The organism is Siminovitchia terrae (assembly GCF_003605405.2).
GTDB lineage: Bacteria > Bacillota > Bacilli > Bacillales > Bacillaceae_C > Siminovitchia > Siminovitchia terrae.
In genome coordinates this window covers 15,388-35,386 of sequence record NZ_QYTW02000022.1, presented here as the reverse complement: position 1 = coordinate 35,386, position 19,999 = coordinate 15,388, and the positions used below count along the sequence as shown (strand labels likewise).

At 41.0% G+C, this 19,999-nt stretch carries 24 protein-coding genes; all 24 read right to left on the bottom strand.

Annotation, left to right across the window (positions count from 1 at the left end):
- Window positions 1-14: 14 nt before the first annotated feature.
- Window positions 15-692 (bottom strand): zinc metallopeptidase, encoded by a 678-nt coding sequence (locus tag D5F11_RS18390; protein ID WP_120117403.1) that lies wholly within the window; start codon window positions 690-692, stop codon window positions 15-17.
- Between the two features lie 61 nt (window positions 693-753).
- Window positions 754-1,536, bottom strand: coding sequence for a sporulation protein YpjB (gene ypjB, locus D5F11_RS18385; RefSeq protein WP_120117402.1), 783 nt, complete (start codon window positions 1,534-1,536; stop codon window positions 754-756).
- Between the two features lie 65 nt (window positions 1,537-1,601).
- Window positions 1,602-2,198, bottom strand: coding sequence for a lipoprotein heptaprenylglyceryl N-acetyltransferase LhaT (gene lhaT / locus D5F11_RS18380; RefSeq protein ID WP_120117401.1), 597 nt, complete (start codon window positions 2,196-2,198; stop codon window positions 1,602-1,604).
- A gap of 99 nt (window positions 2,199-2,297) precedes the next feature.
- Entirely contained in the window at window positions 2,298-3,074 is a 777-nt protein-coding gene (locus D5F11_RS18375; RefSeq protein ID WP_120117400.1) for a menaquinol-cytochrome c reductase cytochrome b/c subunit, read from the bottom strand.
- Between the two features lie 54 nt (window positions 3,075-3,128).
- Window positions 3,129-3,803 carry a menaquinol-cytochrome c reductase cytochrome b subunit gene (gene qcrB, locus D5F11_RS18370; RefSeq protein WP_120117399.1) on the bottom strand — a complete coding sequence of 225 codons (675 nt, stop codon included), beginning with the start codon at window positions 3,801-3,803 and terminating at the stop codon, window positions 3,129-3,131.
- A gap of 14 nt (window positions 3,804-3,817) precedes the next feature.
- Window positions 3,818-4,333 carry a QcrA and Rieske domain-containing protein gene (locus tag D5F11_RS18365; RefSeq protein ID WP_120117398.1) on the bottom strand — a complete coding sequence of 172 codons (516 nt, stop codon included), beginning with the start codon at window positions 4,331-4,333 and terminating at the stop codon, window positions 3,818-3,820.
- A gap of 142 nt (window positions 4,334-4,475) precedes the next feature.
- Complete coding sequence (locus tag D5F11_RS18360) at window positions 4,476-4,940, bottom strand: YpiF family protein (RefSeq protein WP_120117397.1); 465 nt, start codon at window positions 4,938-4,940, stop codon at window positions 4,476-4,478.
- Window positions 4,941-5,289: 349 nt separating this feature from the next.
- On the bottom strand, window positions 5,290-5,838 hold the full coding sequence (locus D5F11_RS18355) for a ReoY family proteolytic degradation factor (protein ID WP_120117396.1): 549 nt from the start codon (window positions 5,836-5,838) through the stop codon (window positions 5,290-5,292).
- Between the two features lie 33 nt (window positions 5,839-5,871).
- On the bottom strand, window positions 5,872-7,125 hold the full coding sequence (locus D5F11_RS18350; RefSeq protein ID WP_120117395.1) for a tetratricopeptide repeat protein: 1,254 nt from the start codon (window positions 7,123-7,125) through the stop codon (window positions 5,872-5,874).
- 104 nt (window positions 7,126-7,229) lie between these two features.
- Window positions 7,230-8,312, bottom strand: a complete 1,083-nt coding sequence (gene aroB / locus D5F11_RS18345; RefSeq protein ID WP_120117394.1) for a 3-dehydroquinate synthase — start codon at window positions 8,310-8,312, stop codon at window positions 7,230-7,232.
- 480 nt (window positions 8,313-8,792) lie between these two features.
- Complete coding sequence (ndk, locus tag D5F11_RS18340) at window positions 8,793-9,239, bottom strand: nucleoside-diphosphate kinase (protein WP_120117453.1); 447 nt, start codon at window positions 9,237-9,239, stop codon at window positions 8,793-8,795.
- 98 nt (window positions 9,240-9,337) lie between these two features.
- Window positions 9,338-10,300, bottom strand: coding sequence for a heptaprenyl diphosphate synthase component II (hepT, locus tag D5F11_RS18335; RefSeq protein WP_120117393.1), 963 nt, complete (start codon window positions 10,298-10,300; stop codon window positions 9,338-9,340).
- Between the two features lie 15 nt (window positions 10,301-10,315).
- Window positions 10,316-11,026, bottom strand: a complete 711-nt coding sequence (gene menG, locus D5F11_RS18330; protein WP_120117392.1) for a demethylmenaquinone methyltransferase — start codon at window positions 11,024-11,026, stop codon at window positions 10,316-10,318.
- Window positions 11,027-11,050: 24 nt separating this feature from the next.
- Window positions 11,051-11,854, bottom strand: coding sequence for a heptaprenyl diphosphate synthase component 1 (locus D5F11_RS18325; protein ID WP_185830778.1), 804 nt, complete (start codon window positions 11,852-11,854; stop codon window positions 11,051-11,053).
- A 173-nt stretch (window positions 11,855-12,027) separates the two neighbouring features.
- On the bottom strand, window positions 12,028-12,177 hold the full coding sequence (locus D5F11_RS26705; RefSeq protein ID WP_185830777.1) for a hypothetical protein: 150 nt from the start codon (window positions 12,175-12,177) through the stop codon (window positions 12,028-12,030).
- Between the two features lie 104 nt (window positions 12,178-12,281).
- Entirely contained in the window at window positions 12,282-12,515 is a 234-nt protein-coding gene (gene mtrB, locus D5F11_RS18320; protein WP_120117390.1) for a trp RNA-binding attenuation protein MtrB, read from the bottom strand.
- Between the two features lie 16 nt (window positions 12,516-12,531).
- A complete protein-coding gene (gene folE, locus D5F11_RS18315) occupies window positions 12,532-13,098 on the bottom strand; it encodes a GTP cyclohydrolase I FolE (protein WP_120117389.1) in 567 nt (188 codons plus the stop codon).
- A gap of 119 nt (window positions 13,099-13,217) precedes the next feature.
- Window positions 13,218-13,490 (bottom strand): HU family DNA-binding protein, encoded by a 273-nt coding sequence (locus D5F11_RS18310; RefSeq protein ID WP_120117388.1) that lies wholly within the window; start codon window positions 13,488-13,490, stop codon window positions 13,218-13,220.
- Window positions 13,491-13,776: 286 nt separating this feature from the next.
- Window positions 13,777-15,255 (bottom strand): stage IV sporulation protein A, encoded by a 1,479-nt coding sequence (gene spoIVA / locus D5F11_RS18305; RefSeq protein ID WP_120117387.1) that lies wholly within the window; start codon window positions 15,253-15,255, stop codon window positions 13,777-13,779.
- 155 nt (window positions 15,256-15,410) lie between these two features.
- Window positions 15,411-16,118 carry a hypothetical protein gene (locus D5F11_RS18300; RefSeq protein ID WP_120117386.1) on the bottom strand — a complete coding sequence of 236 codons (708 nt, stop codon included), beginning with the start codon at window positions 16,116-16,118 and terminating at the stop codon, window positions 15,411-15,413.
- A 45-nt stretch (window positions 16,119-16,163) separates the two neighbouring features.
- Entirely contained in the window at window positions 16,164-16,364 is a 201-nt protein-coding gene (locus D5F11_RS18295; protein WP_120117385.1) for a DUF2768 domain-containing protein, read from the bottom strand.
- 206 nt (window positions 16,365-16,570) lie between these two features.
- Window positions 16,571-17,626 (bottom strand): NAD(P)H-dependent glycerol-3-phosphate dehydrogenase, encoded by a 1,056-nt coding sequence (locus D5F11_RS18290; protein ID WP_120117384.1) that lies wholly within the window; start codon window positions 17,624-17,626, stop codon window positions 16,571-16,573.
- Window positions 17,627-17,646: 20 nt separating this feature from the next.
- Window positions 17,647-18,957: a ribosome biogenesis GTPase Der gene (gene der, locus D5F11_RS18285; protein ID WP_120117383.1), complete on the bottom strand. Its 1,311-nt coding sequence runs from the start codon at window positions 18,955-18,957 to the stop codon at window positions 17,647-17,649.
- 367 nt (window positions 18,958-19,324) lie between these two features.
- Window positions 19,325-19,939, bottom strand: a complete 615-nt coding sequence (locus tag D5F11_RS18280; RefSeq protein ID WP_120117382.1) for a YphA family membrane protein — start codon at window positions 19,937-19,939, stop codon at window positions 19,325-19,327.
- Window positions 19,940-19,999 lie beyond the last annotated feature (60 nt).

Genomic DNA, 19,999 nt, shown 5'->3' with positions numbered 1-19,999 from the left:
AAAGAAATGTCCTCTTAATCATCCCTGTTGACAAAAATCAAAATGAGACGGAGCAATTCCAATACTGCTACGGCCGCTGCTGCAACATACGTCATGGCTGCTGCATTCAATACTTTTCTAGCGTCCCGCTCTTCCCTGTTACCGATCAATCCAAGAGATACCATTTGATCCATAGCTCTTGAAGAAGCATTAAACTCAACAGGCAGGGTAACGAGCTGGAATAAAACCCCTGCTGCCATCAGGATGATTCCGATCAAAAGCATTTTGGACATTGCTGTTGAAAGCAAACCGATAATAATAAAGACCCATGCTATATTTGAACTAATATTGGCCACAGGGACCAAAGCATGGCGGAAACGGAGTGCCGCATAGCCCTGCTGATCCTGAATAGCATGTCCTACTTCGTGCGCTGCAACAGCAGCCCCTGCAATCGAGTGTTGATGGTAGTTGTCTGAAGACAAGTGAACCGTCTTTGTCATGGGGTTGTAATGGTCACTGAGAACTCCAGGTGTTTCTTTCACCTGAACATTATACAAACCGTTTGCATCCAAAATTTTTCTTGCAACTTCGGCTCCTGGCACTCCATCCGTCGTTGCAACCTTTGAATATTTAGTGTACGTGCTTTTCACTCTGATTTGGGCCCAGATTGGGACAATCATGATGATAAGAAAGTAAATCAAAAAACCGCCCATTTTCATCCTCCAATAACAGTTTCTCTAATATTATTCTATTTGATTTTAATATTAAGGTCAATTATTTGAGTCTTTTTCGTTTACTTTGCTGTTTTTGCCCTTTATACTTTCTCCAACTTACGTATGAAAGAGTTAATATAATCGTACTCCCTGTCATGGAGATGACCCACCACAGTGATGGATCTGCTTCGTCCTCATCAGGATCAGTGAATATCTTCTGAAGGTCCTGCTCAAGTGATTCCAGATGAGCCGTCCATTCCTTCTCGGAAAAATCCACTCTGTAACGATCTAAATATGTTATTTTCGAGTCTAATTTTTGCAGTTTTTCAGCAGTCAGATCTATTTTTAGGCTTGGCTGAATGACCGTGTATGTTGAGAGGAAGGTGTTAAGATTTTGATTATAGGCGTCCTTATTGCCTTCCAAAGCTGCGTTTTTCACTCCTTGAAAATCCTTCATGACAGATGCCTCCATTTCAACCCACATCGGTTGATGGGTTGAAGCAACAGCATCCGTAGCTAACCGGAATGAAGTAACAATCCTGACTCTTTCATCCAGACTCATATTTATATTTGTCACAGCCCGCAGTGCTTCATGATGAGAGGCTGTGAGCACTCTCAACTCATCCATTGTAAATTTGCCTTCTTTTATCCCTTCTTTTGAAAACTGTACCGAAAATCTTTCAAGGATTGATTTGGCTTCTTCCAACCGGGAAAACTTGGTCAGCTGCAGAGCTTCATCAGCCATCTTATCCAGCTCAACAAATGTTGAATCGGATGAAGCAAATGCAAAAAATCCGCCAAAGACCAAGCAAAAGGTGAATAGTATAGCCACAAATGATCTCATAAGGGTCCCCCCTCCTCATACTCCTATAAATAAAGTATGAGGAAGTGGACAAGAATAGACCTGTCCTAACCTGTTAACTCATTCTCGTTCCGCTTCGATTTTTGATAGACATAAACAGCCACACCAATTGACAAAATACTTAACCAAAAGGTGAAATACCCGATTTCTCTGACATACAGTTCAAGACCCGGATATTTTGGATACTGCATGAAGACATAATCTATCACATCATTGTGTAAGGTCCACACGCCTGCTGCAAGGACATGCCAAAGTTTAAATCTATAATATTTTGCGTAGAGAATGCCTTGGATAGCCATCGCTCCGTGAGATGCGATCAGCATATAGCCTTGCCACGGAAGATAGCCAGTGACCTGAAGCGTAAGAATATTCATGACAACTGCCCATACCCCATATTTTATCAACGTGATCAATGCAAGCGCTTCAATAAGAGGATAATTTTTATAACGAAGAAAAGCAATCAATGCGAAGACAAAAAACAAACTTGCTGTTGGACTGTCGGGCACGAACGGGACAAAAATCAATGGTGTGACATCCAACTGGGGAATGTACCAATAATAACCGTAAACTGTTCCAAGAATGTTTACAATTAATAACAGCCATAAAAAACGGCGATCCATTAAATAAGTCATCATTAAGTTCATATATCCGGCTCCCGAAAAAATAAAAGCCGGCATGATGCCGGCTTTTATTTAAATTCTATATTCGCTCACATACAACGCCGATGCGTCTTATTTTACGTATTATTCCTCAGATTTCAATGAAGCGATAAATTCTGCCAGCTTGTCAAGATCTTCATCAGATCCTTGATACTGATCTGCTGGCATCGTTCCGATACCGTTGTGAGCAATATCTTTAATCTCATCTGGAGAAAGATCTAAATCGACTAAAGCTGGAGCGGCAGGACCGCCTTCAAGGTTCTCACCATGACAGTTAATACAGCTTTGGCCTGCATAAACCTGGTAGCCTTCAGAATCTTGATCAATTTCTACATCTGTTCCCTCTACAATTTTCCCTTGCTGTTCAGCAGCTGCCCAATCATGATTTACCACAGATTCCCATGTCAGGTAAAAGACTGCTGCAATACCTAATAACATAAATCCTGTAGCAAATGGGCGCTTTGATGCACGGCGCTCTGGACTACGATCCAAGAATGGTGCTAGTAACAAAGCTCCGAATGCAAGGCCAGGAATAATTGCAACACCAAGGATGTTAAATGGGCCAGAAGCAAATTGGTATTTGATTAATTGATAAAGAAACAAGAAATACCAGTCAGGCATTGGGATATAACCAGCATCCGTCGGATCGGCAATACGTTCAAGCGGTGCCGGATGGGCTGCTGTCAAACATAAGAAACCAATCAGGAATACAGCTCCTACCATCCATTCCCTTAACAGGAAATCAGGCCAGAATGCTTCGGTTTTACCCGGGTATTCGGAATAATCTTTAGGGATGTTCGGCATCTTTTCCGCAGGAATACGGGAGTCGCCGACAAACTTCATTCCTTTTCCTCGTTTCACAATGTCCCCTCCTTAATACATCGATTAATTAAATCTGCAATAATGGGTCAGTTTTTATAGTGGACCAGAAATTCCTTGTCTTCTGATTAACACAAAGTGAACTCCCATTAAAGCAAGCAACGCAGCAGGTAGGAAGAAAACATGAATCGCAAAGAAACGAGTCAATGTTTGAGCCCCAACAATGGTTGGATCTCCTGCTAGTAAAGTTTTCATAGGAACACCAATGAATGGAAGTGATTCGACGATATCCAATGTAACCTTTGTTGCAAATAAAGCTTTCATATCCCATGGAAGCAAGTAGCCTGTCAGTCCAAGGGCTAACATGACAAAAAAGATAAGGACTCCGACAACCCAGTTAAGTTCACGAGGCTTTTTATATGCTCCTTGGAAAAACACTCGCAGTGTATGTAAAAACATCATAACGATAACAACACTGGCTCCCCAGTGATGCATCCCGCGAACGATTTGGCCGAAAGCCACTTCGTTTTGAAGATAATAAACGGATTCCCATGCGTTTTTGATATCAGGAACATAATACATCGTCAAAAACATTCCTGATAAAATTTGGATAACTGTAACAAAAAATGTTAACCCGCCAAAACAGTAAACAAACGCAGAAAAATGATGTGCCGGATTAACATGTTCAGGCACCTCATGGTCTGCAATGTCTCTCCATATCGGCGTAATATCCAAACGCTCATCAATCCAGTCGTACATTCTGTTCAGCAATGATTACGCCTCCTTTACTTCTTTCTTACAAATGGGTTTTCTACTGGATTACCCAACATTAAAAAGCCGTCTTTTTCCTTAACCGGATAAGCGTCAAGAGGCCCCCTTGGCGGTGTACCCGGAATATTGTTTCCGTCTTTTGTGTAAAGACCGTTGTGGCATGGGCAGAAGAACTTATCTGGGTGATCTTCATTTCCCGCCCAGTTAACCGTACAGCCTAAATGTTTACAAATTGGAGAAAGTGCTACTATTTCGCCTTCCTTGTTTTTATAAACCCAAGCTGTTTGTGTAACGTCGGAAGTGTACCAGGCATCTTTCTGTTCATAGCTAAAGTCTACTCGAACAGGCTCTTCAGTAATGTCAGCAATCTTTTGGTCAGTCATTTTAAAATCACCGCTAGCTTTCGCTGATAAAACAGGATCCACTGCAAACCGAACCATCGGCATCAGCATTCCAGCCGCCATGAATCCGCCCACCCCCGTCAGCGTATAGCTGAGAAATTGGCGTCTTGTTACAGGATTCTTGCTCATCCTTTTCCCCCCTCTGTCAGTAAGGTAAGTCCATCGGACAAATTATTGCGCACATTTACAAACTGGGACATAATTATGATATATCAATACAACTGGAAGGTCAATAATATACCATTCCAATACGTGTCAACTATGTGGCGATTTAGTAGGTTGCCTGCCATCCCTTGACAATCTCTTTCATCAACTGCTTAACCTGGTCTTCCATGATAGATTGCTTATATTGGTCATCCATATTATTAAGCGGTATGGATGGGATGAACAATAAAGATTCGGACGCAAATTCCTCCATATTTCGCCAAATTGGATCAGATGTCAGGAAAAATACATATTTGAACCCGCTTTCCTTGATCATTTTCTCCCATTCAAGCAGATCTCCGAATTTCTTGCTTTCCCCGTTATCACTGAGATATGTATACGCAGGCAAAAAAAGCATCCTGCCCTTGAACTGCCTTTCAAGATGCAAAGACAACAGCTGTATGAACTCTCCTTGTTCAACTGTTTGCTTCATGCTACGGCCAAGTGAAATGGGAATGAGCGGAACAACGGCTGTGTCAATATATTCCTTCTCCTCCAAATAAACCTCAATATCTTTTGACTTCCATTGCATTTTCCACACTCCTAGTATGCTCTTTATTACTGCTTACCATTCTAACAGAATTAAAAATATGAAACAAAAAAAAGCTATGAGCTTTTGGATTGGGAGGGAATTTTCAAAAGTTCATACCTCTTCAACTAAAGCCACATATGATTTTCCGTTGTCTCGCCACAACGCCTAACCCCTCGGGGGCATAAGCCGCTTTTCTATGGTTGATGAGGAACACCTCCTCGAAAATTTCCTTATGCTTGTCGGGGTTGAGCAAGGTGTTTTCGCATTTCAAGTCAGTCTGTACGTCGCTATTCGACCACTTCCGCTTTTCTTTTAAAACGTAATAAATCCTCCAAGTATACCGGAGGATTTATTGCTGTTCTCTTAATTCCTTCAGCCTTAAGGACAACTCATTAAAGCTCTGTTCATCATATTGGTCGAGCGCTTCATCAATTGCTTTCAAAAGTTTGTTTTCCTGATATTTTCTCAGGCTTTCTTTTAAAAATTGTTCAGCAATCGATTTATCTTTTTCACTTATAAAAACCGTTTTCTTAACGAATGGATTTTCTTCCAATACCGCGGCGTATTGATGGCTTGTATTGGATGCGCGAAAATTGATCTGGATATAAATGTCCTCATCCCTGTTCAAACGGATATCATGGAACGACTTTTCCGCGTCTGTCGTCATGATATTGTCTTTGTAAAAACGGAATGGAACCTCTTTTGTACAATGAGTAGACATGATCAAACCCCTTGGGCAGAATTGCGCCTCCTCAACAAAATGGACTTTTTCCATTAGCTGATCGTGACTCATCAAATAGTTTAAAATCCAGACAGATTCCCTTCTTTTTAATTGATACCTATTTAAAAACCAGCGAATAAAATCTTTTTTCTCGTTGACAGATACAGGGGTGGCCATCATAATCCCTCCTCTGCGATTTTTATTCCACGGCTACTCCTCAAGTCGATCAATAATTTCATGCCATTCTTCGTTTGAAGGATCCAATGAGCTTAAACGTCTGAATACAGCCGCCCCCTCGCTCCTCATTCCTTCTTCCATCAGAAAAAATCCATAGTCCTTTAGAAAATCAAGGTTGTTTTTAAGTTCATTATATGCAAGCTTGTATTCATTTAATGCCTCTGAATAATTTTCTATCTGCTGGTAACTATAGGCAGCATCCCAGTGAAGTTGAGAGTCATCTGCATTTTTGATGTTCGATAGGACTTCCAATACATCTTCATATCTCTCCTGGTGCAGCAAGAGTTTGTTCAGTAGACTGGCCGCTTCTGTTGACTCGGGATCCAGTGCAAGCGCCTGGTGAAGAGCATCTTCTGCTTCCTCTTCCCTGCCAGCTTTCATTAGCAGACCAGCAATGTAAATGTATAAATCAGCATTATATTCATCTGCTGCCAACCCTTGTTCTGCTGTTTCGATCGCCTTATCTAAATCACCTAGCTGATCATAGGATTTTGCTAAATACAGATAAAGCGCGTGATATTCGTGATCAAGCGTTTTTAATTCTTCGAAAGCATTTTTTGCCTTTTTGTATAGCCCGGCCTGAAAAGATGTCAAACCATAGCCGAAAAGCACATTTAAATCTTTAGAGTTTTCCAGCGACTTCTCATAATAGGGAATGGATTCTTCAAAAGCACCTCCAGCACTCAGTGCCTCTGCCAGCCTTGCATATATATCATTACCGCCTACCGTTTCCTCTTCGGCCTTCAGCAGCCTTTGATAAGACGTCACTGCCTCAAGGAAACGCCCTAGCGACATATATAATTCTGCTAGCGCAAAATCGATCACAGGCTCTTGACTATACATTTCCTTTGCCTTGAGAAGCTTTTGCTCACTTACTTCATATAAACCCTGCATTTGATATAAATCTGCTTCCAGAAGCAGCGCAGCTGCATAGTTTGGATCAGTTGGTTCAACCGTTTCCAAATATGGATAGGCTTCCTCATCCTTTCCCAAGTCAATTAGTAGCTCAGCCAGCATGATCTTCAATTCACTTTCTTCGGGAAACACTTCAAGCAATCTTTCATACAGTTCCTTCGCTTCTTCTAGGAATCCATACTGGGACAACTGTTCCGCAAGGAAAAATTTTTCTTCCGGAGAACCGGATTTCTTTACTTTGTTAAAAATTTCTTTGGCCTTTGACAAATCCTGCAATTCAATATGTTTGAGCACCAATTCGGCATCATTCATTCATATAATCCTTTCAGAGAAAGTGAATGTTTAATAATATTTCTACAACAAATATGAAATATCCTCTTTTTTTATGGTTGAAAATAATGAAAAATAATTAAGTTTTACTTTTTAATGTAGTTGTTCATCATGTCAAACACTTGTTCAAGCACGTTTTCTTCAACTTCTTTTAATACTGGTTCCCCAATAGTCTCCAGCAATACAAAGCGCGGACGCTTTGCAATCGTCTTTTTATCCCGTTGCATGCCCGTATAGGCATCTTCAAAAGAAAGATCCTGCGGAATTTCCATTTTATAGCCAAGACCTTTCACCCATTCTTCAAAACGTTCTATTGGGAAAGACAGCCCAAGCACTTCCTTGCTCACATGAAGGGCAAAAACGATTCCTATCATTACTGCCTCGCCGTGGGTTGTTTTTCCATATCCAAGAGAGGATTCAATGACATGTCCCAGTGTATGGCCCAGGTTTAGGACAGCCCGAAGACCATTCTCTTTTTCATCTATTGAAACAATGTTTGCTTTTATTTCCATTCCTCTTTGCAGCACATGCGTCAGTTGTTCATCATTCATTTCATGCAAATCTTTTATTTCGTTCATGAGCATGTTTAATAGATCAGAATCAGCAATCAATGCATGTTTTACTGCTTCGGCAAAACCGGACCGTATTTCATGATCTGGAAGGGTCTTAATAAAATCTGTATGATAAATGACAGCCTCTGGCTGATGGAATGCTCCTATCATATTTTTTCCAAGTGGATGATTGATGGCTGTCTTTCCTCCAACCGCACTGTCGTGCGCCAAGATCGTTGTCGGAACCTGAATAAATGAAATGCCCCGCATATAAGTCGCAGCAACAAACCCAGCAAGATCCCCCACCGCACCACCACCAAAAGCAATGATACATGACCTTCGATCAAGCCCTTGTTTAAGAGCAAATGTCTGGCATGATTCATAGACAGACATTTGTTTTGCTTTCTCCCCTGATGGAACTGTGTAGACTGAATGATCCACAGTTTCCGGCAATGCGGAACGTAGATTGTCCAAATGAAGGCGACCGACTGTTTCATCTGTAATGATCAATAGGTTTGTAAAGTTATTTTTTTGAATCACTTTTGAAAGCTCATCTAAGGCATTTGGTTTAATATAGATTGGATAGCTTTTTGACGCTGTTTGAACTGTAATTTCCATTCGGATCACCTCGTTGTTCATTTTATTTTACGACTTTCCGACAAAATTTGAAAGAACAAAAACGTAAGCGCCTGTTATCGAAGTACAGACCGAGCTAAAATGTGGAAGTCGGCCGTTTAGGGGCGACAGGCGCTGGCAGGCTCAGTACGCGACATCCTGTCGCTTCGCTTGCACTAGTACTTCCTGTACGTCGGCAGGCTCAGTACACGACGTCCTGTCGCTTCGCTTGCACTAGTACTTCCTGTACGTCGGCAGGCTCAGTACACGACGTCCTGTCGCTTCGCTTGCACTAGTACTTCCTATACGTCGGAGCCGAGGTCAACTTATCGTAGGAGAAATGCGAAGTCTAGTTGATAGGTGCTGGATCTGGAAGCAGCATTTAGTGAAAAATAAGCTATTCACTATTTAGGTATTTTATAACTTCCAGGTATCCTGGTATATAATAAAAAAACACCTGCCACGAAGCAGGTGGAGTGAAAATTAATAAATCCAATTATTGCTAAGCTTGGAATACTCGATCAGTTCGCTGTCATTGAAGAACAAACCGATTTCCCTTTTCGCACTTTCAGGCGAGTCGGATCCGTGAATGATATTCTTACCAACTGTTACGCCAAAATCTCCACGGATTGTACCAGGAGCCGCATCTGCTGGATTTGTAGACCCCATCATTTGGCGAGCAGTCGCAATGACATTTTCACCTTGCCACACCATTGCAAAGACTGGTCCAGAGGTAATGAATTCTACCAATTCACCAAAGAAAGGACGCTCTTTATGTTCTCCGTAATGTTCAGAAGCCAATTCGTTTGATATATTCATCAATTTTGCTCCAATTAACTGAAAGCCTTTCTTTTCAAAACGTGAAACAATCTCACCAATCAATTCTCTTTGAACCCCGTCGGGTTTAACCATTAAAAATGTTTTTTCCATGAATGTCACTCCTGCCATAATATCTGTATCTTTTTCCTTAAAACTCAAGAAAGATAATATCATTTTTTTTATCTGCTGGCAAATATTGAAAAAATTGCTTAATACCTTCTTTTGCCAATATAATGAGCAATTTCTTTCAGAGGCCTTTTAGCTTTGCTTTCTGGCAACTCAGCCAGAATAACGAGGGCTTTGTCAAGATATCGTCTACTAAGCTGATGAGACCGCTCAATAGCCCCGCTGTCTTTGATCAGCTTAATAATGCGACTCATTTCTTCTTTACTAGTTTCATGGGTCACTTTTTCAATTTCCGCTTTAGTATGAGGATCACACATCGCATATAAGGCCGGAAGTGTTACATTGCCCTGACGCAAATCATCACCAACGGGCTTACCTAACTCCTCTTCACTGGAAGTGAAATCTAAAATATCATCAGTTATCTGGTAGGACATGCCAATAAAATATCCGAATCTGTAAAGTCGACGGTAAATGGATTCATCGTTGTTTCCTGCAATGGCACCGAGTTCACAGCTAACTGCAATCAGAAGAGCTGTTTTCCTTTTGATTCTTCTTAAATAATTCCTTAATGACTGCTCAAATCGGTATTTATCTTTTATCTGTTCGATTTCTCCAATACAAACCTCTACAATGGCCTTGGATAATTTCTTATGTAACAGCGGGTTTGGAATGTCGGTCATATATTCCAATGATCTTGCCAGTATATAATCTCCTGTGTACATGGCCACGCGGTCATCCCATATATAATTAATAGTCGGCAGACCTCTTCTCATGTTGGCACCATCGATGACATCATCATGAACAAGTGTTGCCATATGGATTAACTCAAGAGCCATTGCTACATTTTTGACTGTTTCAATGCGGTAGTCCCCAAATTTTGCGGACAATAATACAAATACTGGGCGTATTCGCTTGCCTCCAGCTTTAAGCAGCTTGAGAGATGCATTCTGCACCAGTTCAGAATTTGAAGAAACAGCTTCTTCAAGCTCTTTTTCAATTAAGTCTAAATCAGATTTAAAATTCCTATAAAGCCATGTCAGTTTCATAAAATTTCCACCCAGTTAATCTAATTTCTGCTTTACGCCGATATGCGCCGCCGCAGCTCCTCCGCTGAAAGGTTTATAAATAACATCCACAAAACCGGCACGCCAGAACATTTGAGCTAGCTCATCCATCCCCGGAAAATCTCGTGCTGACTCTTGCAGCCATGAATATTCTCCATAGCTTTTTGCAAAAACCTTTCCAAACAGCGGCATGAGAAAACGGAAATAAGCATAATAAACCTGTCTGAACACCGGGAGGGTTGGTTGAGAGGTTTCCAGACAAACAGCCATTCCACCGGGTTTTGTCACACGGTACATTTCTTGCAGCACCTGCATGTAATCAGGAACATTGCGAAGTCCAAATCCGATAGTTACATAATCAAAACTGTCATCATCAAATGGAAGCTCCATCGCATTGCCTTGAATTAAAGTCACTTGTTCAAAGCCTTTTTCTTCCATTTTATCTTTTGCAACCGCAAGCATGTTCTTACTGAAATCAAGGCCGACCACACGTCCATCTTTCCCTGCACTCTCTGCAAGCGCAACTGTCCAATCGCCAGTTCCGCAACAAACATCAAGGGCGCTGCTTCCTTCTTGAACATTCATTTTTTCCATCGTAATCTGCCGCCACTTTTTATGCTGCTGAAAACTGATAATTGAGTTCATCTTGTCGTAATTTTTGTGTATTTTCTCAAATACATTATGTACACGTTCTTCTTTAGACTGCATTTTTCGTGACCTTCCTCCGACTGTTTATGTTGCTAAACGCTTATAATTGTTGGTCAAATCCTTTATGCGACCCAGGAAAATGTCCGGCAGGCCTGAAACCCGTAACGATTCTTCCAATATCACCTTTTTGCTCTGAGCTATGTAGCTGAAGCATATCTCTTTTAAGCCATGTTGGTCGCGCTGGGACAAATTAGATAGAGGGATAGATTTCATTTGAGGCAAAGAGAAATGTTTAAGGCCTTCAAAAAGTATTGAATAGTGGCCCCTATTAAAACGCTCCATCTCTGCAAGCAGTTTTTTTAAGTATAAATGCTCTATAAAAAGATGAATATGCCGAGTTGTTTCGAAATGCCGACAAAATTTATCAATAACAGTTGTTACAATTTGTTTGAAATCTGTCATAAACGAATCTAAATCAGCTGCTTCCAGCCTATATATGGATATTTTATATTCATTGATCAGTTTGATCGCACTGGCAAGGGTTCTGATCAAATCAGTGTCCTCAATTTCAGCAAGGGTTTGATAATATAAACCACTGAAATAGTCTCCCGCCAGAACAGACAACTGTCTTTCCGTGAGTGCTTTCTGTTGGTGAGTCACTTTGTCATGTATATCAAGAGCGATCTGAACAAGCATAGCAGAAGTGATTTGATGCTCGTATCTTTCAACAGGGATCCATGTTTCTTCCATGGCTATTAACAGCATAAGGATACGGTCTTCGTCTATTTCCGGAGATTCGATATGTTCAAAAAGAAAATAACGATACATTTTACTTTCTATCATTTTCCTTATCGATTCCGTCTTTTGTTCATACAAACATAGAGCCATTTCCGTAATCCCCATTTCTTTGCATTTTAATTCCAACTTTAATTCTATTCATTATAGCATAACAAAAGCATATAGCACGTATCTACACCGGCTATAAAATGTGCCGTTTTAAAGACAATCCTTAAACTGATCTTCCTTCAGCTGCCGCTTTTAGCATTACGCTAAACACAGATTCACACCGGATCAACTGCCCCAGTATTATCAAATACGCCTTGGCGTATTTGCGCCCGGATTTTATCGAGCTCCGCTCGATAAATTTCCTCTGAAAATCTGTGGCATCCGCCGGAGACTTTGACTTTACTCAGCCGGAGTTCGCCCCCCACTGAATGGAATACAAATATGCATTCATCTCACCACTTTAAGAAGTGGGAGATTTCTGCTGAATGAAGTTAAAGAATGTCTATTTTATACTTTCTCATATTGGACATCAATTACTTTTTTCACTGTCCACTTCGCCATACGCAGTAAAAATTTTTGCATTTCCTCTGACCTTTATAGCAGAAGTATGATCGGTGAACTGGGCAATGAGCACTTCCCCTTGATCAAGCTTTTCCGCATGATGGAAGCGTGTATCTGTTCCCCTTGTCAACCCCATCACGTTTACTCCGTTTTCAAGTGCTTTAATTACTACAAAGTCAGTTTGATTATTTGAGCTCTTCATTATTTCACCTCAAAACTCATTGCTTAATCAATGTCAGTACTTCATTCCGGGATTGGCTGTCCTTCAGGAAGATTCCCCGTACAGCGGATGTAACAGTTTTGGATCCCGGTTTTTTCACACCACGCATTGTCATGCACATATGCTCAGCTTCAATGATGACCATAACTCCATGCGGCTCCAGCTTCTTCATGATTGCATCCGCCACTGTAGACGTAATTCGTTCCTGAAGCTGCGGACGGCGTGCCACTGCTTCAACGGCGCGAGCCAGCTTGCTCAATCCAGTTACCCGTCCGTTCCTTGGTATATAGGCTACATGTGCCTTGCCAAAAAAGGGAACCAGGTGATGCTCACATAATGAGTAGAAAGGAATATCTTTCACAAGGACTAACTCCTCGTGATCCTCCCCAAAGATCGTCTCAAAATACTGTTCCGGATCAGTGTTGATTCCTGAAAAAATTTCCTCGTACATTTTAGCTACCCGCTTCGGTGTATCAAGCAAACCCTCTCTATTTGGATTTTCTCCAATCGCATCCAAAATCATTCGAACCGCTTCTTCGATTTGCTTCCGATCAAAATTACCCATGTCCACAGCCTCCCGCAAAAGTAAAACGCTAATAGAGCAATATTAACACATATGATGAGTAAATAAAAAGGAATCGCCACTTGGCAATTCCTTTTTAAACACTCAAACAATGTATGTAATTATTTCACAGCGTCTTTAAGAGCTTTACCTGGTTTGAAAGCAGGCACTTTGCTCGCTGCGATATCAATTTCTTCACCTGTTTGAGGGTTACGGCCTTTACGGGCAGCACGCTCACGAACTTCAAAGTTACCAAAGCCGATCAAAGATACTTTGTCGCCACTTGACAATGAATCCTGAATGGATTGGAATACAGCTTCAACAGCTTTTGTAGCATCTTTTTTAGATAGCTCAGCTGCTTCAGCTACGGAATTGATCAAGTCAGTTTTGTTCATTCTGTTCACCTCCTCCAAATGGATAGTTTACCTTTACTACTACCTCTATTACATGTGTAATCAAATTTTTAGATTTCTAAACATTTTTATGCTTGAAATCGTAAGAAATGCTTTTGAATCAACGCTCGAGGAGCATTTCTGCTTAAAAGATTATCATAATCAAATAATGATAGCAAGAATAAATCACGGAATAATTGAAAAGACACCGAATTACTGTCATTTCGGCGTCTTTTTCTATATATATTCGCTTTTTTTGAAATAACCTGATTGTTTTCATAGAAAGTCCTTACAAAATAATGGCAATTAAGCCTCCGGAACCTTCATTAATGATTCTTTCTAAAGTTTCTTTGAGTTTATATCGTGCATTTTCAGGCATCATAGCTAGCTTTGCCTGGATGCCTTCCCTGACTAAAGAGCTTAAGCTCCGGCCAAATATATCGGAATTCCAAATGGAGAGTGGATCGTCTTCAAAATCCTGCATCAAGTAGCGGACCAATTCTTCACTTTGTTTTTCAGTTCCAATAATTGGTGCGAATTCAGACTCAACATCAACCTTAATCATATGGATAGAAGGTGCAACAGCTTTTAATCTTACTCCGAACCGGGCTCCTTGCCTGATGATTTCCGGTTCATCCAGGCTCATGTCCTCTAAGGAAGGAGCCGCAATGCCATAACCTGTCTGCTTTACCATGACAAGCGCGTCGGAAATTTGATCATACTCTCTTTTGGCGTCTGCGAATTCTTGCATCATTTCAAGCAAATGATCTTTCCCTCTGACTTCTGTCCCTACGATTTCTGTTAACACTTGGTCGTACAGCTCATCCGGCGCAAACAAATCGATTTCAGCAATCCCTTGCCCCATATCAACTCCAGCCAGCCCAGCACTTTCAATGTATTCAAAATCATTGAAGCTTTGAACGACCTGATCAACATCTCTCAGTCTTTTTATATCCTTGACTGTTTCTTTCACAGCCTCCTGATAATCCGACCGAAGCCAGTGATTTTCTTTTAAGACCATTACCCAACTTGGAAGGTTCACGTTGACTTCAAGTACTGGAAATTCATAGAGCGCTTCTCTCAACACGTTCAGGACATCCTGTTCTCTCATATTTTCCACCGACATGCTTAATACCGGAATATCATATTTCTCTCCAAGCTCGGAGCGCAAGCCTTCTGTTTCAGGATGATGCGGCCTGGACGAATTCAGAATCATAATATACGGCTTTCCAACTTCATTAAGTTCAGCTACGACCCTTTCTTCTGCCTCTATATAATCATTCCTTGGTATTTCTCCGATCGTGCCATCGGTTGTGATCACAATTCCGAGCACTGAGTGCTCCTGAATGACTTTACGCGTTCCAATTTCCGCTGCTTCGTGGAAGGAGATTTCCTCTTCATACCACGGTGTGCGGATCATGCGCGGCCCATTTTCATCCTCATATCCTTTGGCTCCGGGAACAGTGTACCCTACGCAGTCCACCAAACGAACATTCACTTCCAAGCCGTTATCCACTTGGACAGACACTGCTTGATTTGGAACAAATTTCGGCTCAGTTGTCATAATAGTTTTCCCTGCCGCACTTTGAGGCAATTCATCCTGTGCCCTGGCCCTGTCTGCTTCGCTTTTTATATTAGGCAAAACGGCAAGCTCCATAAATTTTTTAATAAACGTGGATTTTCCAGTCCGGACGGCCCCAACGACCCCCAGATAAATATCCCCGCCCGTTCTTTCTGCGATATCTTTAAAAATATCTACCTTTTCCAAGAGATTCCCTCCTATCTTTAAGTTCAAGGGACAACATGATCCCATGCCCGTATATCATCAAGTCAATATATTTGTATGATGTTGTCCTAATCAAATATAACTTCAATAATAAAAATCCTTCTTCCACAGTATATTTTGCAGAAGAAGGATTATGACTATTTCCCCATATAAACAGGTTCATTGTTTTCATCGACTGTATAAGGCATTGAAAAAGCAGGTACAATCGGGGAATCCTTATATAGTATCTTTCTTATATCTTCACCTGGTGAAAAACCTTTCTTTTCATCTTTCAAAACCTGATAGAGATCAGAAATATAATCAACATAAATTTCGCCTTTTCCGTTAATCACAAACGGCAAATTATTATTTGTATAAGGTGACGTATAGTATTGTTCCTCTTTATATCCTAATTTTTTCTGATCAAGAGAATATACATTATCGGCAACCTCTTCTTTAAAAGGCGGATAGCCCTGCGACCGGATCCGTATGTAAAACTCATTTACTTTTTCCGCCAGTCTTACATCAAAAACTTTCACTGTTGGATTGGTTTCCACATCAATTAAGACATATTGAAAAACCCCGCCACTCTCATAAGCATTTCCGGGAGGCGTCTCCAAATATTGAGGGATCAACTTTTTAAAATCGATGGGATATTTCTGATAAATAGGCGTGTCCGCTTCTTTTGTTTTTATTGGCAGCAATCCACCCGTTTCTTCTTGAAACTTCTCAACGGATCGTTGAACACTGTCGATTTGTTCTTCGTATGGTATGTTATTTTCAACTTTTCGATCCTCCGGGTAAAAGCACCCACTTAAAAGCATTGCAGTCAATAGAAAATAAAATCCTGCCATCCATTTTTTCAATGATTGGCTCACTCCTTATCTGTCTAATATGGCGGCAGTTGTTTCTTAGCCTGTCGGCCCTGTCAAAACAACGAAAAGCATGAGGAGCCCGCCTACGATCATAAGTATCCAGGCAGCAAGGGCTGTAATGACCTTGAAAAATCCTTTGTTAAGTTTGAATCGGCTTATGTAAATAGTCAGCATCGCAAGAGCCAACAGTCCCATTGCCACTATGGAAATCCACATTTTTTGCATTGATAAAGACATTTTTTTCCCTCCATCACCGAGTAAACAGTCGAAATTATTATAGCATATTCTCAGCAATAGCCATCCCATAAAAAAAATGAAGCAATTATTTTTGCTTCAAAAAAATAAAATAAAGACATTGATTACCCTGTCCCCCGGTTATGCGAATGTTCTCTCTAATAGCATATGACTTTTTGTAAATAACGCATCATCGTATGCCTAGTTAATCATTTTTGTTCCATTTGTTCACTCAATATATCCACCAAATCTTCCATCTCATTTTTCTTGATCCTCTGCATCAACTGGTCAACAGCTTCCTTCGGGTCCACATCTTTAAACAAAACATTGTACAATGCCTCTGTAATGGGCATGTTCGTTTCATATTTTTCAGCAAGCTGATGAGCCGCTTTTGTTGTACGGACCCCTTCGACCACCATTCCCATGTTTTCTAAAACTTCATCAAGGCTCTGCCCTTTACCAAGCATGTTACCTGCTTTCCAGTTCCGTGAATGTACACTTGTACACGTTACGATCAAGTCTCCAATACCTGCCAGTCCAGAAAATGTCAGCGGGTTAGCTCCCATTTTCGTACCAAGCCGTGAAATTTCAGCAAGTCCCCTTGTGATCAATGCGGCTTTGGCATTATCTCCATATCCGAGACCATCTGAAATTCCGGCCGCAAGGGCAATAATGTTTTTCAGCGCCCCGCCGATTTCAACGCCAAGCAAATCAGGATTCGTGTAAACGCGAAAATGCTGATTCATGAACAAATCCTGAATTTTTTCCGCGGCAGCCATATCTTTGGAAGAAACAGCTACGGTTGTCGGATGACGCAGACTAACTTCTTCAGCATGGCTTGGACCTGATAAAGCGACCACAGCTTTTAACTGTTCCTGCGGGACTTCTTCTTCAATCATTTCCGAAATTCTTTTCAGTGAGTCTGGTTCAACACCTTTACTTACATGAACAAACACCATTTGTGTATTTATAACTTTGACAATGTTCCTCATTGTTTCTCTAATAGCTTTAGTAGGCACGGCAATAACAGATATATCTACATCTTCAAGCGCCTCAGGCAAAGAATGGAAACCTGTAATATTGTCCGGGAGAGAAATTCCGGGCAAATATTTTTGGTTTGTCTTACATTCATGTATTTCCGATTGTTGTTCTTTGGAGCGCATCCACAAATTCACCTGATGCCCGTTATCTGCCAGTACGAGGGCCAATGCCGTTCCCCAACTCCCTGCACCAATGACGGCAATTTTCTTTTTGTCTTTTGCCACAAATTTCACCCGTTTCCTGATTATTTTCTCTTTCGTGAAATGATTTTTAATGGCGTTCCTTCGAAAGGGAAAGCTTGCCTAATCGTATTTTGAAGAAATCTCTCATATGAAAAATGCATGAGTTCCGGATCATTTACAAACACAACAAAGGTAGGCGGCTTTACCGCAACCTGAGTAGCATAGTAGACTTTGAGCTTTCGGCCTTTATCTGAAGGGGCAGGATTCATCGATACGGCATCCAAGATCACTTCGTTCAATACACTTGACTGTACCCTCATCGAATGGTTTTCGCTGACCGTTTGAATGGCCGGAAGCAATGTACCGAGACGCTGGCGTGTTTTTGCCGATAAAAAGACGATTGGTGCATAATCAAGAAATTGAAATTGGTCCCTGATTTCCTGCTCAAATTTCCTCATCGTTTTATCATCTTTTTCCACTGCGTCCCATTTATTGACGACAATAATAACAGCTCTTCCTGCATCATGAGCATAGCCTGCAATTCTCTTGTCCTGTTCGCGTATCCCTTCTTCACCGTCCAGAACAACCAAAACCACGTCGGAACGCTCAATCGCCTTCAAAGCTCTTAACACACTGTACTTTTCAGTCTTTTCATAGACCTTCCCTTTTTTTCTCATTCCGGCCGTATCGATAATAACGTAGTCTTGGCCGTCGTATCTATATGCGGAATCAATCGCATCTCTGGTTGTCCCTGCAACCGAGCTGACAATCACTCTTTCCTCTCCAAGAAGAGCATTCACCAATGAAGATTTTCCAACATTCGGCCTGCCGATCAGACAAAATTTCACAACCTCATCTTCATACGGTTCACCCTTATTTTCAGGAAATTTGCTCACTACTTCATCCAGCATGTCACCAAGGCCCAGGCCGTGGGAACCGGAAATAGGAAATGGTTCACCAAAACCCAATGAGTAAAATTCATAAATATCCGCTCTCATTTCTGGATTGTCCACCTTGTTCACAGCTAATACAACCGGCTTCTTTGACCGGAACAAAATTTTTCCGACTTCTTCGTCGGCGGTTGTTACACCTTCTCGTCCATTAACAATAAAAATGATAACGTCTGCTTCTTCAATAGCAATTTCTGCCTGTTGCCGAATCTCTTCCAGAAAAGGAGCGTCACCAATATCAATCCCACCCGTATCAATAAGATGGAACTGATTGGTCAGCCATTCTCCAGTTCCGTATATTCTGTCTCTTGTCACACCAGGTTCATCTTCCACAATTGAGACTCTTTCGCCGACAACCCTGTTGAAAATCGTTGATTTTCCAACGTTTGGTCTGCCGACAATAGCCACTGTCGGTAAAGCCATTCTCATCACTCACTTCAAACATATTATCTATCATTCATGCTGGTATAAACCGAGCATATATTCCACTATATTCCTTTTTTATCGTATCACAGTGTTTTATCATGCGCCAATCTCAAAAGCGTAAATGTCGAAACACCGACAATCAAATGCGCCTTGGCGTATTTGCGTCCAGATTTTATCGAGCTCCGCTCGATAAATTCCCTCTAAAAATCTGTGGGATCCGTCGGAGGCTTTAACTTTATTCAGCTGGGGTTTGAACCCCCACTGAATGGAATACCAATATGCATTTATCTCACCACTTACTGAAGTGGGAGACTTCTGCTGAATGAAGTTAAATGATCATTCGTAAAACCAGCATGATGCGAAATCAATGAACCATTTGCTTTTTCTCCTTAAAACCATCTTTAACAGCTCTTTTGACCCCAAACAAAAGCCTTCTCGCCGCATATACTGTCAAAAGCGCCGAAATGGTTAAAGCAAGTACATCTAAATAATCATTTGAACCTATTGGATAAGGCATTTTCCACTTTGAAAAAAATACCGATAAAAACACTTCCCCCTGCAAAGACCCAATGACAATGGCAGCATATCGATATACAAAGGAAACGGGATATAACATCCATCCAATAAGAAGCAAGCCGACAGAAAGCAAAATCTTTCGGTCAACCAGCACCCACACTGGATCATACAGTTCAAGGAGATAAAAACCTATATATCCGAGCATTATGATCATAACAGAAAAAAACAAATAAATCTTTTTTAACCATGTTCCTTGGTATACGAGCAAATAAGCTGAAAAAATAAGAAGAAAAGAAGCTGCTCCTATCTGAATAGAATATATTGTAATTGATTTGGAGTGCAATATGATTAACATCAATGACCCCATTGCAACCGGGAGACGGAAAGTCTTTTTTTTATCCAAAATAAACGTCGCAGTGATCCAAGCGCCCCAGGCCATAAAAAGAAATATCATTCCTGACATAAAAATCACCTCCATTTCTTCCATTATGGGAAAGAATATGAAGGTTTAATCATGGAAAAG

Bases quoted from the DNA above. Each gene is read 5' to 3' on its own strand.
- D5F11_RS18390 (WP_120117403.1), bottom strand. From the start codon at position 692: ATGGGCGGTTTTTTGATTTACTTTCTTATCATCATGATTGTCCCAATC.
- ypjB (WP_120117402.1), bottom strand. From the start codon at position 1,536: ATGAGATCATTTGTGGCTATACTATTCACCTTTTGCTTGGTCTTTGGC.
- lhaT (WP_120117401.1), bottom strand. From the start codon at position 2,198: ATGAACTTAATGATGACTTATTTAATGGATCGCCGTTTTTTATGGCTG.
- D5F11_RS18365 (WP_120117398.1), bottom strand. From the start codon at position 4,333: ATGAGCAAGAATCCTGTAACAAGACGCCAATTTCTCAGCTATACGCTG.
- D5F11_RS18360 (WP_120117397.1), bottom strand. From the start codon at position 4,940: ATGCAATGGAAGTCAAAAGATATTGAGGTTTATTTGGAGGAGAAGGAA.
- D5F11_RS18355 (WP_120117396.1), bottom strand. From the start codon at position 5,838: ATGGCCACCCCTGTATCTGTCAACGAGAAAAAAGATTTTATTCGCTGG.
- D5F11_RS18350 (WP_120117395.1), bottom strand. From the start codon at position 7,125: ATGAATGATGCCGAATTGGTGCTCAAACATATTGAATTGCAGGATTTG.
- aroB (WP_120117394.1), bottom strand. From the start codon at position 8,312: ATGGAAATTACAGTTCAAACAGCGTCAAAAAGCTATCCAATCTATATT.
- ndk (WP_120117453.1), bottom strand. From the start codon at position 9,239: ATGGAAAAAACATTTTTAATGGTTAAACCCGACGGGGTTCAAAGAGAA.
- hepT (WP_120117393.1), bottom strand. From the start codon at position 10,300: ATGAAACTGACATGGCTTTATAGGAATTTTAAATCTGATTTAGACTTA.
- menG (WP_120117392.1), bottom strand. From the start codon at position 11,026: ATGCAGTCTAAAGAAGAACGTGTACATAATGTATTTGAGAAAATACAC.
- D5F11_RS18325 (WP_185830778.1), bottom strand. From the start codon at position 11,854: ATGGCTCTATGTTTGTATGAACAAAAGACGGAATCGATAAGGAAAATG.
- mtrB (WP_120117390.1), bottom strand. From the start codon at position 12,515: ATGAAGAGCTCAAATAATCAAACTGACTTTGTAGTAATTAAAGCACTT.
- folE (WP_120117389.1), bottom strand. From the start codon at position 13,098: ATGGGTAATTTTGATCGGAAGCAAATCGAAGAAGCGGTTCGAATGATT.
- D5F11_RS18310 (WP_120117388.1), bottom strand. From the start codon at position 13,490: ATGAACAAAACTGACTTGATCAATTCCGTAGCTGAAGCAGCTGAGCTA.
- D5F11_RS18295 (WP_120117385.1), bottom strand. From the start codon at position 16,364: ATGTCTTTATCAATGCAAAAAATGTGGATTTCCATAGTGGCAATGGGA.
- der (WP_120117383.1), bottom strand. From the start codon at position 18,957: ATGGCTTTACCGACAGTGGCTATTGTCGGCAGACCAAACGTTGGAAAA.
- D5F11_RS18280 (WP_120117382.1), bottom strand. From the start codon at position 19,939: ATGTCAGGAATGATATTTCTTTTTATGGCCTGGGGCGCTTGGATCACT.